This window comes from Umezawaea sp. Da 62-37 (assembly GCF_032460545.1).
GTDB lineage: Bacteria > Actinomycetota > Actinomycetes > Mycobacteriales > Pseudonocardiaceae > Umezawaea.
Genome location: NZ_CP135965.1, coordinates 4,646,854 through 4,662,865 on the forward strand (window position 1 = coordinate 4,646,854; position 16,012 = coordinate 4,662,865).

The 16,012-nt window shown below is 67.0% G+C and carries 14 protein-coding genes; 5 read left to right on the forward strand and 9 right to left on the reverse strand.

All coding sequences use genetic code 11. The features are described 5' to 3' along the window. Positions 1-56 precede the first annotated feature (56 nt). Both RM788_RS20820 and RM788_RS20825 read left to right on the forward strand, forming a co-directional pair. The gene (locus RM788_RS20820; protein WP_315933381.1) at positions 57-605 is read left to right on the forward strand and encodes an MmpS family transport accessory protein; all 549 of its coding nucleotides are present in this window, start codon (positions 57-59) and stop codon (positions 603-605) included. Between the two features lie 127 nt (positions 606-732). Continuing rightward, positions 733-1,263 (forward strand): hypothetical protein, encoded by a 531-nt coding sequence (locus RM788_RS20825; protein WP_315933382.1) that lies wholly within the window; start codon positions 733-735, stop codon positions 1,261-1,263. 46 nt (positions 1,264-1,309) lie between these two features. On the opposite strand, the gene RM788_RS20830 is transcribed toward RM788_RS20825, so the two are convergent. The 7 genes from RM788_RS20830 to RM788_RS20860 form a co-directional block, all read right to left on the reverse strand. Beyond that, on the reverse strand, positions 1,310-2,473 hold the full coding sequence (locus RM788_RS20830; protein ID WP_315933383.1) for an acyl-CoA dehydrogenase: 1,164 nt from the start codon (positions 2,471-2,473) through the stop codon (positions 1,310-1,312). A gap of 100 nt (positions 2,474-2,573) precedes the next feature. Next, positions 2,574-3,062: a 5-(carboxyamino)imidazole ribonucleotide mutase gene (gene purE / locus RM788_RS20835; protein WP_315933384.1), complete on the reverse strand. Its 489-nt coding sequence runs from the start codon at positions 3,060-3,062 to the stop codon at positions 2,574-2,576. Beyond that, complete coding sequence (locus tag RM788_RS20840) at positions 3,059-4,285, reverse strand: 5-(carboxyamino)imidazole ribonucleotide synthase (RefSeq protein WP_315933385.1); 1,227 nt, start codon at positions 4,283-4,285, stop codon at positions 3,059-3,061. Before RM788_RS20840 ends, purE begins: the two co-directional genes overlap by 4 nt. 44 nt (positions 4,286-4,329) lie before the next feature. Continuing rightward, positions 4,330-5,274, reverse strand: a complete 945-nt coding sequence (locus tag RM788_RS20845) for an ABC-2 membrane transporter-related protein (protein WP_315933386.1) — start codon at positions 5,272-5,274, stop codon at positions 4,330-4,332. Continuing rightward, entirely contained in the window at positions 5,271-6,125 is an 855-nt protein-coding gene (locus tag RM788_RS20850; protein WP_315933387.1) for an ABC transporter ATP-binding protein, read from the reverse strand. The genes RM788_RS20845 and RM788_RS20850 overlap by 4 nt, the downstream gene beginning before the upstream one ends. Further along, a complete protein-coding gene (locus RM788_RS20855) occupies positions 6,122-6,514 on the reverse strand; it encodes a GntR family transcriptional regulator (RefSeq protein ID WP_315933388.1) in 393 nt (130 codons plus the stop codon). The genes RM788_RS20850 and RM788_RS20855 overlap by 4 nt, the downstream gene beginning before the upstream one ends. 172 nt (positions 6,515-6,686) lie before the next feature. After that, positions 6,687-7,454, reverse strand: a complete 768-nt coding sequence (locus RM788_RS20860; RefSeq protein WP_315933389.1) for a nucleotidyl cyclase domain-containing protein — start codon at positions 7,452-7,454, stop codon at positions 6,687-6,689. A gap of 148 nt (positions 7,455-7,602) precedes the next feature. On the opposite strand from RM788_RS20860, the gene RM788_RS20865 reads away from it, so the two are divergent. The 3 genes from RM788_RS20865 to RM788_RS20875 are packed head-to-tail and all read left to right on the forward strand — an operon-like array spanning position 7,603 to position 11,055. Further along, positions 7,603-9,870: a sigma-70 family RNA polymerase sigma factor gene (locus tag RM788_RS20865; RefSeq protein ID WP_315933390.1), complete on the forward strand. Its 2,268-nt coding sequence runs from the start codon at positions 7,603-7,605 to the stop codon at positions 9,868-9,870. A 34-nt stretch (positions 9,871-9,904) separates the two neighbouring features. After that, entirely contained in the window at positions 9,905-10,462 is a 558-nt protein-coding gene (locus tag RM788_RS20870; RefSeq protein ID WP_315934695.1) for a GtrA family protein, read from the forward strand. Between the two features lie 35 nt (positions 10,463-10,497). Next, the gene (locus RM788_RS20875) at positions 10,498-11,055 is read left to right on the forward strand and encodes a GtrA family protein (RefSeq protein ID WP_315933391.1); all 558 of its coding nucleotides are present in this window, start codon (positions 10,498-10,500) and stop codon (positions 11,053-11,055) included. Here the strand turns inward: RM788_RS20875 and RM788_RS20880 are convergent. Then, positions 11,052-14,381, reverse strand: a complete 3,330-nt coding sequence (locus RM788_RS20880) for an NACHT domain-containing protein (RefSeq protein WP_315933392.1) — start codon at positions 14,379-14,381, stop codon at positions 11,052-11,054. The genes RM788_RS20875 and RM788_RS20880 overlap by 4 nt on opposite strands. 199 nt (positions 14,382-14,580) lie before the next feature. Beyond that, a complete protein-coding gene (locus tag RM788_RS20885) occupies positions 14,581-15,855 on the reverse strand; it encodes an ATP-binding protein (RefSeq protein ID WP_315933393.1) in 1,275 nt (424 codons plus the stop codon). Positions 15,856-16,012: the final 157 nt, after the last annotated feature.

The window sequence follows — 16,012 nt, forward strand, 5'->3', positions numbered from 1 at the left end:
ACTTCGCGTTCTGTCGACGAGACGTTCCGACCAGCCCGCCGAAGGATCGAGCCCCGATGACGTACCCGCAGCAGCCCCAGCCCCCGCAGCAGCCGCCCGCCTACTACGCGCCGATGCCCCCGGCGCCGAAGAAGACGAAGAAGTGGCCGTGGGTGGTCGGCATCATCGTTGCGCTCGTCGTCATCGGCTCGGTCGCGAACGGGGGCAAGACCCCGACCACGCCCGCGGCGTCGACCCCCGGCGCGTCGACTCCGGCCGCACCTGTGGCGACAGTCGCCCCCGTGGAGAACGCGGCGCCCGCCGCGAAGGTCCGCACCGTCGTGTACGAGGTCACGGGCACCGGGACCGCCGGGAACATCACCTACACGACGGACGGCATGACCTCCACGGAACAGGTGAGCGACGTCCCGCTCCCGTGGTCCAAGACGATCGAGCTGCCCACGAACGAGGCGTTGCAGATCGTCCAAGTGCTCGCGCAGAACGGCGGCGACGGGGAGATCAGCGCGACCATCACCGTGGACGGGAAGGTCGTCAAGACCGGCAAGTCGACCGGCGCGTACGCCGTGGTGTCGGTGAACGAGTCGATCGGCACCCTGGGTAGGTAGTCCGTGCATGTCGAAGGGGCCTCGACTCATCCGAGAGGGTGGGCCGGGGTTTCTTCGTCTTCGGTGCGTCGGTCAGCGAGCGCGGGCGTACCGGGACCGCAGGCCGGGCACCCGTTCAGGAGGAGCCATGCCCGTCACCACGTCCCGTCGTCCGCTCGTGTTGCTCGGCGGGGTCATGACCGCGCTTCTGGTGGCCGCATGCGGGAGCGGTCCGACCGGTGCCGCGCCGTCGTCAGCTTCTACCTCGTCCACGACGACAATCGCCCGGCCGGCCACGACTTCCTCCAGCGCGACCCGGACCCCCGGTGCACTCGCCGACGAGTGGGACGCCGAGATCGCAGCGGCCAAGAAGGCCGACGTGGCCGCACCGTGCGCGCCCGTCCAAGCCCGCACTCCGACCTGCGCCGGTTGGCTCACCTCCCAAGTGGAGGCCGTGTCGTCGCTGTACACGTCCCTCCGGACGGCCCGCGACTCGGGCAGGTACACCAAGACGATCGCGGCCACCGAGAAGGTGTTCGACGCGAGTGGGGCCTACGCCAAGATGGGCTGCGGCGCGGGCAACGGCACGGTGGACGACTGCTGGACGCAGGCTTTCGCGATCAGCACCAGCGTGCTGACGGTGGGCTTGGCGCTCCGCGCGGACGACCTGACCCTGTAGGCACGACGAACGCCCCACCTCACGAGGTAGGTGGGGCCCGGACCCCCTACCCCTTCAACAACGCCCGCGACATCACGACGCGCTGGATCTGGTTCGTGCCCTCGTAGATCTGCGTGATCTTCGCGTCCCGCATCATCCGCTCCACCGGGAAGTCGCGGGTGTAGCCCGCGCCGCCGAACAGCTGCACCGCGTCGGTGGTGACCTCCATGGCGACGTCGGAGGCGTAGCACTTGGCCGCGGCGGTGATGAAGCCGATGTTGGGTTCGCCTCGTTCGGCCTTGGCTGCGGCCACGTAGACCATGTGGCGGGCCGCTTCGACCTTCATGGCCATGTCGGCGAGCATGAACTGGACGCCCTGGAACTCGGCGACGGCCTTGCCGAACTGCTTGCGCTCCTTGACGTACGCGATGGCCGCCTCGAGCGCGCCCTGGGCGATGCCGACCGCTTGCGCGCCGATGGTGGGGCGGGTGTGGTCGAGGGTGCGGAGGGCGGTCTTCAGGCCGGTGCCCGGTTCGCCGATGATGCGGTTCGAGGGGATGGTGCAGTTCTCGAAGTGGATCTCGCGGGTGGGTGAGCCCTTGATGCCGAGCTTGCGCTCCTTGGTGCCCACCGAGAAGCCGGGGTCGTCCTTGTGGACGACGAAGGCCGAGATGCCGTTGGACTTCTTCGGGGCCTTGGGGTCGGTGACGGCCATGACGGTGTACCAGGAGGACTCACCTGCGTTGGTGATCCAGCTCTTGGTGCCGTTGAGCACCCAGTGGTCGCCGTCCAGCTGCGCGCGGGTGCGCATGGAGGCGGTGTCGGAGCCGGCCTCGCGTTCGCTGAGCGCGTAGGACGCCATGGCCTCGCCGGAGGCGATGGACGGCATGACGAGCTGCTTCAACTCCTCGGAGGCGGACAGCAGGATCGGCATGGTGCCGAGCTTGTTGACCGCCGGGATGAGGGAGGAGGAGGCGCAGACGCGGGCGATCTCCTCGATGACGATGCAGGTGGCGACGGAGTCGGCGCCCTGGCCGTCGTAGGCCTCCGGAACGTGCACGGCGGCGAAGCCGGACTTGACGAGGGCGTCGTGCGCTTCGACGGGGAAGCGCTCGTTCTCGTCGACGTCGGCCGCGTGGGGCGCGATCTCCTTGTCGGCGAGTGAGCGGACGGCCTCGCGCAGCGCGTCGTGCTCCTCGGCGAGCTGGTACGTGGCGAAGCTCGAGTCCACTTGTTACCTCCCAGTAAGACCTACTGGGACGATGTTAGCGCGCGTTCACATGACTGCGCACGGGTGCCTTTCGACACGTCGAAGGCACCCGTGCGCGAACTCAGAGCGCCTTCTGCAACGCCGCGTCCTTGTCGAGCACCATCTGCTCCAGGTCCGCCTGGAACGCGGCGACGCGGTCCTGCAACGCCGGGTCGGCCGCGGCGAGGATGCGGACGGCCAGCAGGCCCGCGTTGCGGGCGCCGCCGACGGCCATGGTGGCGACGGGGATGCCCGCGGGCATCTGCACGATCGACAGCAGCGAGTCCATGCCGTCGAGGTACTTGAGCGGAACGGGCACGCCGATCACCGGCAGCACGGTCGTCGAGGCGACCATGCCGGGCAGGTGGGCGGCACCGCCGGCACCGGCGATGATGACCCGCAGGCCACGACCCGCGGCGGAGCGCGCGTAGTCGATCATCCGCTGCGGGGTGCGGTGCGCGGACACCACGCTGACCTCATACGGCACGTCGAACTCGGCCAGCGCGTCCGCGGCGGCCTTCATCACCGGCCAGTCCGAGTCGCTACCCATGATCACGCCGACCTGCGTCACTGCTGCTGCCCTCCGTGGATGTCGAACCCGTCAAGCCACACGCCGTCGGACAGCCAGTGCGCGGCGAGCTTCGCCCGTTCGCGCACGTCGTCCATCCGCTCCCCGAGCAGCGTCACGTGGCCGATCTTGCGGCCCGGCCGCTCCGCCTTGCCGTACAGGTGCACGTGCGCGTCGGGGAACCGGGCGAACAGGTGGTGCAGCCGCTCGTCGAGGATCATCGGCGGCCGCGCTGTCGGCTGATCTCCGGCTCCGCCGGAAGAGGCACCGAGGACGTTCGCCATCACGACGGCGGGCGCGACCAGGTCGGTCACCCCGAGGGGGTAGTCGAGCACGGCCCGGAGGTGCTGCTCGAACTGCGAGGTGCGCGAGCCCTCGATGGTCCAGTGGCCGGAGTTGTGCGGCCGCATGGCCAGCTCGTTCACGACCACGCCGTCCGCGGTCTCGAACAGCTCCACGGCCAGCAGCCCGACGACGCCCAGCTCGTCGGCGACCCGCAGCGCCAGCTCCTGCGCGGCCTCGGCCACCTCCGGAGCGAGGGAGGGCGCGGGCGCCAGCACCTCGACGCAGATGCCCTCGGACTGCACGGTCTCCACCAGCGGCCACGCGGCGCCCTGGCCGAACGGCGACCGCGCCACCAGCGCGGCCAGCTCGCGGCGCATCGGCACGCACTGCTCGACCATCAGCGGCGTCCCCGCGGCGAGCAGCTCGTCCACGACGGTCCGCGCGCTGTTCGGCGTGTTCAGCATCCACACGCCCTTGCCGTCGTACCCGCCGCGCACGGCCTTGAGCACGCACGGCCAGCCGTGCTCGGCGCCGAACGCCAGCGCGTCGGCCGGGCCGTTGACCTCGGCGAACGGCGGGACCGGCAGGCCCATCCCCGAGAGCTTGCGGCGCATCACCAGCTTGTCCTGCGCGTGGATCAGCGCGTCCGGGCCGGGGTGCACCTCCACCCCTTCGGCCACCAGCGCGCGCAGGTGTTCGCCGGGCACCTGCTCGTGGTCGAAGGTGACCACCTCGCAGCCCTCGGCGAACGCGCGCAGGGCGTCCAGGTCGGTGTGCGAGCCGAGCACGACGTCGCGGGCGACGAGTGCGGCGGGGTCGGAGTCGGAGACGGCGAGCACGCGCAACGACTGGCCGAGCGGGATGGCCGCCTGGTGGGTCATGCGGGCGAGCTGGCCGCCACCGATCATGCCTACTACGGGAAGGCCGGTACGGGAGTCCACGGGACGGTCACTCTACCTGCACAAACGTGGACTCCCGACACCGGCTAGACCCGACGGGCCCGCTTGAGCCAGTACCAGGCCAGCGCCAGCAGCGCGGCGGTGAGGACGAGGAAGATCCCGGTCTCGATCCACCGGAACAGGTCGAGCCGCTCCACCGGCTGGAAGTCGGCGTAGTGACCCGCCACCCCGTTGGCCTTGAGGCAGTCGAGGTTCTCCCCGGAGGTCAGACCGCCGCAGCCCCAACTCTGCTGGTAGGTCACCGGGACGCCGTTCACATCGCCGTAGCCGCTGCCGACGTACATCGCGTAGTCGGGCACCTGGTGCTGGTAGTTGTCGTTCCACGGCTCGAACGTGTGCACCGGCGGCAGGAAGCGCGCACGACCCCGCTCGATGATCGCGACCCGCACGACCCCGAACACCACCAGCGCGATCCCCATCGCGGGCAGGGTCCGCCGGACCAGGGCGCTCACCGCCACGCCGAGGGCGAAGCCGAACAGGGCGTAGCCGATCTGGAGCTGCGGAGCGACCTCGAACCAGGCGGTGAACGGCTGATTCAGCCTGCCACCGGTGATCTCGCGGATCCTGCTGGTCAAGTGTTGTTCGGACAGACCCAGCACCGTGGCGAAGCAGGCCGCGAAGAACCCGAGCAGCGCCACCTGGCCGGTCAGCCAGCGGGTGGCCGGGACGTCCTGCCCCCACGCCACGAGGTTCGTCCGCGCCTCGTGCTCGCGCGCCACCAGCGGCGCCCCCCAGAACACCGCGATCGCCGCTCCGAGCAGCAGGTTGATCTCCTGGGGCTGCCAGAACAGCCGGAAGTAGACGCCGGCCAGGTTGCCCGGCCCGGCCTCCATCGTTTCCGCCGACCACAGCACGCTCGCGGTCAGGGCGGCCGTCAGGGCCGCCGTGGCGAGGATCAGCGTGCGGTGCCTGCGCCACGCCACCCGGAGCACATCGGCGAAGGTCACCTTCGGCCTCGTCACCGTGGTCATGCCGAATCCCCCTTGCGCGTGGCCGACAGCCGCGCCAGCACGTAGTCCTCCAACGTCACCGGCCGCACCACCCACGGCGCGGCCACCACCGGCGCGGTCGACACCTCCACCAGGAACAGCGACTGGCCGTCCGAGTGCTTGTCCCACAGCACTTCCCCCGCCACGGGCGACCGGGACGCCCGCGGCCCCACCACCACCACGTGCGCGGCGAGCAGCTCGTCCAGGTCACCACCCGCGAGCAGCTTCCCGTGCGCCAACAACAACAGGTGGTCGGCCACCCCCGTCAGCTCGGTGACGATGTGCGTCGACAGGACCACGGTCGTCCCCGACTCGGCGACCTCGCCGAGCAGTTCCCGCATGACCTCGTTGCGCGCCAACGGATCCAGGTCCGACAGCGGCTCGTCGAGCAGGAGCAGCGACGGCCGTGAGCCGATCGCCACCGCCAGCGCGACCTGCGTGCGCTGCCCGCCGGAGAGCTGACCGCACTTGCGGTCCAGCGGGATGTCGAAGCGCTCCAGCCACTTCCGCGCCCGATCCTGGTCCCACTCCAGGTTGAACCACGCGCCGAACTCGAGCATCGCCTTCGGCGTGAACGACCGGTACACCGGCTTCTCCTGCGACACGAACGCCACCCGCTCGCCCGGCCGCAGGGCGAACTCCCCCTCATCGGGCCGCAGCAGTCCGGAAAGGACGGTCAGCAAAGTCGTCTTCCCCGCGCCGTTCGCGCCCACCAGCGCGGCGACCCTGCCCGCGGGCAGGTCGAACGTGCAGTCGTGCAGCGCCAACGACTTCCCGTACCTCTTGCCCAGCCCCCGCACGGCGATCCCGGCGGTCTCCACCACAACCGTCATGGCACCTCGATCCTCTCCCCCTCGGTGAGCACCGACCCGACCAGCGCGTCGATGTCCTCGTCCTCCAACCCGGCCGCCCGCGCCTCGTCCACCCAGTCGACGAGCTTGCCGCGCAGCCGGTCCATCACCTCGGGATCGACCGACCCCAGGGTGGCCTTCACGAACGTGCCGGAGCCCTGGCGCGCTTCGAGCAGGCCCGCGCGCTCCAGTTCCCGGTAGGCCTTCAGGACCGTGTTCGCGTTCACGCCGCTGGTCGCGACCACGTCGCGGACCGTCGGCAGCCGGTCGCCCGGCTTGAGCCACCCCAGCCGCAAGGCCTCCCGCACTTGCCTGGCCAGTTGCAGGTAGGCCGGGAGGCCGCTCGCCTTGTCGATGCGGAACTCGACCACGCCACCTCCAAATTGTGTCACTCAGCTAAGACACTAGCTAAGTGGATCACACGGAGGGGTGTCAAGCCCGAACCCGCGAACGCCCGCCTCTCCGGGGAGCGGCGGGCGTTCGGGTGGGGACGCGGATCGGGCGCTGGACAGGGGTTCAGCGCCCCGGCACGGAGGTGGGGTGTCAGCGGCCGAGTGCGGCGAGGAGCCCGCAGGCTTCCTCGTGGGTGGCGGGGAGGTGTTCCGACCAGACCTCGGCGGGGCCGGCGGGTCTTACGTGCGGGTCGACGGCGAGCCGGTCGGCGGCCAGCACCCGCACCGCGGAGATCCGCCGGGCCAGGGCCGCGTCGCGCCGGGTCAGCACCGCGGCGACGGACGGGCCGAGCGAGGCCAGCGTCTCGCCGCCGTCGAACACGGTCCGCAGCACGTCCGAGACCAGCGTCATCGCGACCACGCGCGACCAACCGGTGGCGCGGGTCAGGTCCAGGCCGACCAGCACGAGCGCGTAGCCGTCGTCGGGCCGCGCCGACTCGCGGTACAGCTCCGACAGCCTGGTGCGCAGGTAGCCGCGGGTCGCGAGCCCGGTCAGCGGGTCGTCGGCGCCGCGGTCGGCGGCCTCCTCGGTGAGCACGTCCGCCCAGCCCGTCGCGGTGAGCCGCAGCATCCGCGACGGGAGCGCGTCGACGTTCGGGGCGACCACGCCGCACTGCCCGTCCAGCACGGCGTGCAGCGCCGCGAGGTCCAGCAGCGTCTCGCCGAGACCGGCGCCCGCCTCCGCCCGCGCCCGGCCCAACCGGACCAGCGCGTCGCCGGGGTCGGCGGTGTCCAGCATGGCGGTGACGACGTCGTCGACCTCCCTCAACGGCCAGTCGCGGGGGAAGGGCCAGCCCGCCGCGAGGCTCGCCGTCCGCCACTTCGACTTCAGCACGCGTTCCGCCTGTGCGACACCCACGTGGGTCGTCTCCCCTCCCGGTCGGTTCACTACCACGGGACGCCGCGGGGCCGCGCCCGTGACGGGAGTTCACCCGACCAGTCGGGGGGCTTGAGGTGACGGTGAGCGACCACGTGAGTCACACTGGCCGCCACGAGGGAGGGAAAACGTGGCGACCGTTCCTGCTGACGTCCGGGGACCGAGCGACTCGGAGCTGATCGAATCCGTGCGCGGCGGGAAGATCGAAGCGTACGGCGAGCTGTACGAACGCCACGTTTCGGCGGCTTACAACCTCGCCCGCCAGCTGACCCGTTCCCCTGCCGAGGCAGATGATCTGGTGTCCGAGGCTTTCGCCAAGGTGCTGGACACGCTCCGTGGTGGCCGGGGCCCGGACGCGGCCTTCCGCGCCTACCTCCTGACGTCGCTGCGGCACACCGCGTACGACAAGACCCGGCGCGATCGGAAGGTCGAGCTGTCCGACGACGTGGCCGCGGTGTCCGGTGTGCCCGCCGAGGCGGTGAGCGTCCCGTTCCGCGACACGGCCGTCGCCGGGCTGGAGCGGTCGATGGCGGCGCAGGCGTTCGCCCGGCTCCCCGAGCGCTGGCAGACCGTGCTGTGGCACACCGAGATCGAGGGCCAGTCGCCCGCCGAGGTCGGTCCGGTGCTCGGGCTGACCGCCAACGGCGTGTCCGCGCTCGCCTACCGCGCCCGTGAAGGCCTGCGCCAGGCCTACCTCCAGGTGCACCTGACCGAGACCACGTCCGACCGCTGCCGCGCGACCGTCGACCGGCTGGGCGCGTGGACCCGCGGCGGCCTGTCCAAGCGCGAGACGACCCAGGTCGAGGCGCACCTCGACGAGTGCGAGCGGTGCCGCGCGCTGGCCGCCGAGCTGTCCGACGTCAACGGCGCGCTGCGCGGTTTCGTCGCACCGCTGGTGCTGGGCATCGGCGCGACCGGCTACCTGGCCGTGTCCGCCGGGGCGGGCAAGGCCGTCGCCGCGACCGCCGCCGCCGCCGGTGCCGCGGGGGCGGGCGGCGCCGCGGGGGCCGTCGCGTCGCTGCCCCGGCAGCTGTTCGGCGTGGCCATGTCGACCGCCGCGCTCGCCGTGGCCGTGGCGATCGGCCTGACCTCCGGCGAGACCTCCGCGCCCGCCATCGCCGAACCGCCATCGCCGCCCGTCGTGACGAGCCGGCCCGCCGTGCCGCCCGTGCCGCCCGCCGTCGTGCCCCCGCCCGCCACGCCCGCGCCGCGGCCGGATCCGCCGTTGCCGGAACCCGCGCCCGCGCCCGCTCCGGTTCCCGCGCCCGCTCCCGCGGCACCCCCGGCGGAGGCCCCGCAGCCCGCGCCGGAACCCCAGCCCACCCCGGCGGCGCTGGTGTCGACCGTGCCGAGCGGGTTCAAGCTGACCCCCGGCGGGGCGCCGCAGGCGCTGCCGATCACGATCCGCAACACCGGCGAGTCCGCCTCCGAGCCCGCGAGCACGGCCCTCGCGCTGCCGCCCGGTGTGCGCTCGGTCGGCCCGGTCTCGTCGTTCGGCGGCGCGCGCCTGCTGGCCCCGGAGGGGGTCGCCGAGCAGACCGTCGCCTGCCCGGCGGGCACCGGCACGGTGAGCTGCGCGACCACGCGGGGCATCGCGCCCGGCGGCACCGCCACGTTCGTCTTCAACCTCCAGGCCGACCAGGGGGCCGTCGGCGGTGTGATCACCGGGACGGTCTCCGCGGGCACCACCCTCAGCGTCGCGGTGTCCGTGGCCGTCGGGGTCGATCCGGTGCGCGACGACCTCGTGCTGACCGTCCGCAAGTGGCACCAGGCGTTCTGGGACCCGAGGCTGGACGTCCTGGTGACCAACACCGGCGCCAGGTCCGCCCCGCTGACGCTGACCCTGACCACCGGCGAGGGCATCGTGCTGACGTCCCCGCACCCCGGCTGCTCGGTGCGCGACCACCTCGTCGAGTGCCGGACCGAACTCCCGCGCGGCGGGTCGTACCGGATGTCCGCGTGGGCGTTCGGGCTGCCGCTGCGCGGTGGCGCCGTCCAGGTCAGGGCGACCGTCGGCACGGCGTCGGCGGCGGTCGACGTGCCGGTCTCGCCGCTGCCCGGTGTCGAGGCGCCCGTGCTGCCGCCGTCGACCACCCCGGAGGTCCCGCCGGTCACCACGACGACCACCGCGCCTCCGACGACCACGCCGCCGCCGGTCACCACGACCACCACCCCGCCCGCCGAGGCCGTTCCCGCACCGACGGCGCCCGCGGAGACGCCCCCGACGGAGCCGGGGACGCCCGTTCAAACCACCACCCCGCCGGTCGAGTCCACACCCCCTGCGGAGCCGCCCACCACGTCTCCACCTGCGACGGCGCCCTCGTGCGAACCCCTGCCGCCGTGGTGGCCGCCGGTGCTCGGCGACCTGCTGCCGGGGTACTGCCCGCCCCCTCCGTAGTCGGATGATCACGCATCCGTAAACTGCCCCGGTGCTGCCAGCCGTACGCCGGGCCTTGGGCCGTCTGCCGGAACCCCTCCGCTTCCTGCTGAACAAGCACCGGGAGCTGATCCGGTTCGCGGTGGTGGGCGGGACGACGTTCCTCGTCGACAACGGCGTCTGGTACGCGCTGAAGCTCACCGTGCTCCAGGAGAAGGTCGTCACGGCGAAGGCCATCGGCATCCTGGTCGCGGTCATCGCCTCGTACGTGCTCAGCCGCGAGTGGTCGTTCCACACCCGCGGGGGTCGTGAACGTCACCACGAGGCCGCGCTGTTCTTCCTCGTGAGCGGCGTCTCGGTCGGGCTGAACCTGTTGCCGCTGTGGATCTCGCGGCACTTCCTCGGCCTCCAGCACCCCGCTGTCTCCCTGGTCGCGGAGGAGATCGCGGACTTCGTCAGCGGTTCGATCATCGGCATGCTGGTCGCGACGGCGTTCAAGTTCTGGGCCATGAAGAAGTGGGTCTTCCCCCAGGCCGACGCCCGCCCCGATGTCGTCAGGGCGACCGGCCGGTTGCGCGTGGTGACCGACCCCGAAGGTCGCGAGGTCGCCTGACCTGTGCTTCAACCCGATTTCCGTAGAATGGCTCGGTGTCCGTAGTCGAGAACGTGGTCCTCCGGTTCCCCGAACCGTTCCGCTCGCTGGCCTTGAAACACCGCGAACTGCTGAAGTTCGCCGTGGTCGGCGGCACGTGCTTCGTGATCGACACGGCCATCTTCATCGGCCTGAAGTCGACCATCCTGCTGGACAAGCCGGTCACGGCGAAGGTGATCGCCACCCTGGTCGCCACCATCGTCTCGTACGTGCTGAACCGCGAGTGGTCGTTCAAGACCAGGGGCGGGCGCGAACGCCACCACGAGGCCGCGCTGTTCTTCCTGGTCAACGGCATCGGCATCGCGCTGAACTCGCTGCCGCTCGCCGTGTCGCGCTACGTGTTCGACCTGCGCTACCCGGACGTCAGCCGGTTGACCGTCGAGGTCGCCGACTTCGTCAGCGCCCAGCTCATCGGCACCCTGATCGCCATGGCGTTCCGCTGGTACGCGTACAAGAAGTGGGTGTTCCCGGAGGCCGACGCCCGCCGCCCCCGCAAGGGTCATGGCACGCCGGCGGAGGTTGACGAGGAGCTGGAGGGGCTTGGTCATAGTTAGCGGGTCAGTTGGTCTCCACCCAGCTCGACGCTCGTCTCCACCATATGTTTCTGCACCCATTTTTGTTGCTCCGCAGGCAAAGACACGTGAATTACACGGATAAGCGTTCTCAATTCATTCTCCAGGCCTATTTTTTGACCCAAAATCTGACCCAAATGCTGCCGCCACATCGGAATCAAGGCAAGACGCGCTTGATCGATATCTCCACTCAGCCTCACCATCTCAACACTCGTGTCCAACTGGACTTCAATAGCCTCTAACATCGTCACATCATGGAAAAGTTTTAAAAATCCATTTCGCGCCATCTGCCAAGTTCCGGTCCCCATAGAACCAACCAGGCTTGCACTACCCACGAGAGCGAGCGTTTCCTTCTCCCCCCAGCGAGCTCTCACCAAATCCTCTGCATGGATACGCTCGTAAGAGACCACAGTATTCTCAAGCTCCTCGTCAATACCCCCATTTGGCAAAAGCATGTGCCGCCGATACCGAGCCGGGCCGACAAGAAGCACCATCAACGAAATTAAGTCCACCCGACGATGCTCAAGAGCAGGGGCATCGACCTCGGTCGCAGAAGCAAAAGGAAATACATCACTTAGTAGGTACGAGGCCTGCAAATGGGAACTCAAACCACGTAAATCTACGAGCAATCCATGTCTGGTTGCCACGACAATCGGAACCGGCATCAGCCACCTCGACCGCGACAACCGAGGAATAGCTCTTACATTCGGATCGCGGCCATAGATTGTTGTCGCAGTACCGTTGTCAGCGACAACAAATGCAACAGAAGGCGGGAATCTATTAATTTTCGACGGTGCGATTCCGAGCAAATTGGACGATGACTTAACAGTACGCAGTCGTATTGATTCGTTAGACTTATCCGAACCAGAAGTCAAGCTTTTAAATACAGCCCCCATTGACACCGAAAAGCCTAGCAATGCCACCAGGTTAACACCAAAGACAACCTGAATGAGGATATAAACCGGCAATGACAAAAGCACTGAAAGGAAAATGGTTCTAATCATTGCCGCCATGGGAACATAAAATGCTATACCGGAGTTTTTAGCCATCATCCTTGGCGAAGAAGTCGACAGAAACCCGACCCTTGGAAGACTTTGCCGCGAGGCCCTGGGTAGTCCATGAAAACTACTACCAGCTTCAGAAAGAACGGATCCTAATAACGTCCCCGCCGTTGGACCAAAGTTCTCCCAGCTATTAGATCCGGTTTTCGGCTTAGTAAATCTCGGAGCAGGTTCGCGCAGCAACACCTCAGCCACAAGATCCTTACGCAAAGCTGCTTCTGCAAGTAAAGGAGCCCACGTCATATGATCTTCAGGATGAGAAGAAACCCTTGAAATTGCGAAATTCAGCAGCTCCATTTGATCCATTGCTTCAACCAGACGCTCAGTCACCTGAAAACTCACATCTACTTTTTCCAGGTGCCTTACGAACGTAAGCGCCTCAGCCGGACTATAACGAAGCCATAGGTCAAAAAGACGATCCAGTCTTATAGAATCCTCATTCATGAGGCGCTTAAGCAACGATTCCGTACGATATTTGACAACCAAACGCTTAGGTCTACCTACGCGGCGCAATTCATCAAAACAAGTGATAAGTAAGCGTACCGCAGCAAACCATCGCTCATCCCAGCTATCCGCTTCAACTGCTTGGAGCCATACTTCAAGCTTATCCACACTAGACTCGAAAGCCTCAGACTCGTAGTCTTGGCATTCCCGGACTGCTCGGATAACTACTTCATGCGGGGCTCCTTGCCTAGTCAACTCCATTAAGGCCTCAAGACGGTCAGACCTCTTAAGCAAAGTTGCGGTAAATATTAAAACCTCAGACAGCCTGCCTGCATCTCTACCATCAACCGACTTCATTGCCGCCGTCGCCAACTGTGCAAAACTAGGCTTACCGCTTTCACTTATTTCCTTAGCAGCAAGATACTCACATAAAGTGAGATGCATAAACCTCAGAGACTCACCCGGTCGTTCCTCGGTAAAAATACCAGTACTACTAGAAAGGTCCCGGAGAAACGCTTCAGCCAAATCATCCGACCGAAGGCCGACAATTTTTCTAGTTGTCCCAACTGCATTCTTCCAGGATATTGAATTAGTTGGATCATCCCCCTCGTATAAATGATCAAGTGCTATACGTCCAAGAAGCTCTTCACGCAACCGACGCTTTTCGGAACCACCTTGACTAACTCCAGACTGCTGCGCCCTCCTATGCAACAGGAGCTCGCCGATTACACTGCTATAAAATTCTGTTCTAGTGTCAGGTAGCCTAACCGATTGAAGGTTGGAAGAATTCGCATAGCGCTGATCCTGGGCGACATACATCGAAAGAATTAGCGGATTCCCACACATTTCTGCTAGAGTTCTCCGCTCGAGCAGAGTCGCAAACACGCGTTGCGCCTCTTCAAGACAATTGTCTCGATAAGGCCATTTGCGAAGAAACTCAAATATGTCTGCTGGACTGAAAGGCTGTAGCGTATAGACTAAATTCATGCCGGATACGAACTCGCGAGGAATGGCGCCCCGAAGCTGTGTTCGTGCTGTAACGATAACGCTGGTCCGGATCGACTCGGTGCGAAGTGAAGTGATCACTTCCCGAATCGCCGTGACCGCAAATCCCAAACAACTTTCCGGAATCTCGTCAAGACCATCGAATAAAACCATAAGACCATTTTTGCGCGACCATGCATCTATTGCAAACCCTGGATCATGCACCCCTCGAACGTCACTTGCCCACTTAATTACTTCAGACCGCAACCAGGGTCCCGCTTCTCTTTTTTGCCTTTTTGCTTGTATCCAATCGAGAGCGCGAAGTTCGACATGAACAGGAAGGCGATTCGATGCTGGTGAAGCGTAAGCCATCCTGCACGCTTGACGAAAGAGTTTTTTCGTTAGCGACGACTTACCCGATCCTGGATCACCGAAGATTAAAACAGATCCAGTATCATCGGCAAGAAGTGCTTCATCTGGAACTCGTTTTTCCGCCATTCCGGACAACGATAGTCGCACGTAGGCGGTATCAATCTCTATTCGCGCACCTTCCACCGAAGGAACGAACAGGTGCGTGTCGAAATTCTTAAGTTTCAACTCTGCATATTTACGAACACCGAACTGTTGAGCAAGTGCAACACTGACGCGCCGTCCTAAGCTTAGTCGTAAATTGCCTAAAACGTAGGCGCCGAAGGGTTGAAACTCTTTCGCAATCGACCGCCGATACCTATAAAGAAGAACAGCAAATCGAGATAGCAGCAACGTGGCACTGGATGCCAGGAATCCGATTAGCGCACTTGCCACGCTGACAGCCTCCATGTGATGATCAATATGTCCGTCTCCTGAACATCGTCATCGCTGGAGTAGTTGTTACTCAATTGCCCAAGTCGCAAATAGTTGCGAGTCGCAATCTCCGAATCCCGCTGGGCTCAGGGCGAGAGCAACTCTCAGGACCTCAAAGGTCTCAGCCACTCCTGAGCACAGGGTTCGCCTTCGCCCCCTCCATGATCACGAACGGTTAGCGGGGGGTGTGGTCGGTGCGCCAGGGGACGCCGACGACGTCTTGGGCTTTGGGGACGGGCAGGAAGACGGAGAAGGTGGCGGGGCGGGCGGTGGAGAGTTCGAGCCTGCCGCCGTCGGCGTCGACGAGGGCGCGGGCCAGCGCGAGGCCGACGCCGGTCGAGCCGCCGCCGGAGACGCCGCGTTCGAAGATGTGGCTGGCCAGTTCGTCCGGCACGCCCGCGCCACCGTCGCTGACCTCGACCACGATGGCGGTCTCGTCGCTGCGCGCGGACAGCACCACCTGACCCTCGCCGTGGCGGAGGGCGTTGTCGAGCAGCACGCCGATGGCCTCGCGGAGCCTGCCGGGAGTGGCCCTGGCGAGCATCCCGTCGGGCACCCGGACGCGCAGCGCCCGGCCTTCCCCGCGCAGCGGCTCGCGCCACTCCTCGGCGATCGCGCTCAGCTCGGCGCGCAGGTCCAGCGGTTCGGCGTCCACCGACCGGGCCGCACGGGCCGCGGCCAGCAGCTCGTCCAGCACCTCGGCCAGCCGTTCGGCCTGCTCCAGCGCGGCACCCGCCTCCGCCGCGGTCTCCGGCTCGTCGTGGTCGGCCAGCGCCTCCAGCCGCAGCTGCAACGCGGTCAGCCTGCTGCGCAGCTGGTGCGACACGTCGCCGACCAGCTCGCGTTCCCGCTGCACGAGCTGGGCCAGCGCACCGGCCGACGTGTCCAGGGCCTGCGACACCAGGTCCAGCTCCTCGACCCCGTGCCTGCGGTCGTCGAAGCGGAAGTCGCCCGCGCCGAGCCGCGCGGCCCGCGCGGCGACGTGGCCAAGCGGCAGGGCCAACCTCCGCGCGGTGACCGTCGCGACGACGGTGCCGGTCGCCACGGACAGCACCAGCAGCAGCACGACCGACACGGCGACCTGCGCCTGGCGGGTGTGCATCGGGCCGGACGGCATCTCCAGCCGGACCTTGCCGCCCTGCGCGATCGGCACCTCCTCCGACAGCACGTCCACGCCCAGCTCGGGGCCGAACTCCTGGTCGCCGGACGCCGACCGGACCGCGAGGTGGGCGCCCTGCGGGATGGCCACCTGCACGGTGTCCAGCGTGATCGGGGCGCCGTCGGCGATCTGGTCGTCCAGCGCGGCGGCTATCCGCCGGGCGCTCGACGCCAGGTCCGAGTGCGCGGCGTCGTCGACGAGCTGCAACGCGGTCCAGCCGAGCGGGATGCCCAGCACGAACCCCGTCACCGCGACCGCGAGCATGATCGCCCGCATGATCCTGGTGCGCATTGGGCCTGTTTCCCGGACCTCGTCCGATGGGGGTCGAGCCTGACGTGGTGGCAGGCGGTGCGCCCGGACGGCGCACACCGCTGTTCTACCCGGACCGTCCGCCCGTGCCCCCGACCGGGCCCAGGGCGTGTTCCCCGGACCTCGTTCGACGGGAGTC

Coding starts and splice junctions, on each gene's coding strand:
- RM788_RS20825 (WP_315933382.1), top strand. CDS start 733: ATGCCCGTCACCACGTCCCGTCGTCCGCTCGTGTTGCTCGGCGGGGTC.
- RM788_RS20850 (WP_315933387.1), bottom strand. CDS start 6,125: ATGACGGTTGTGGTGGAGACCGCCGGGATCGCCGTGCGGGGGCTGGGC.
- RM788_RS20845 (WP_315933386.1), bottom strand. CDS start 5,274: ATGACCACGGTGACGAGGCCGAAGGTGACCTTCGCCGATGTGCTCCGG.
- RM788_RS20885 (WP_315933393.1), bottom strand. CDS start 15,855: ATGCGCACCAGGATCATGCGGGCGATCATGCTCGCGGTCGCGGTGACG.
- RM788_RS20880 (WP_315933392.1), bottom strand. CDS start 14,381: ATGGAGGCTGTCAGCGTGGCAAGTGCGCTAATCGGATTCCTGGCATCC.
- RM788_RS20820 (WP_315933381.1), top strand. CDS start 57: ATGACGTACCCGCAGCAGCCCCAGCCCCCGCAGCAGCCGCCCGCCTAC.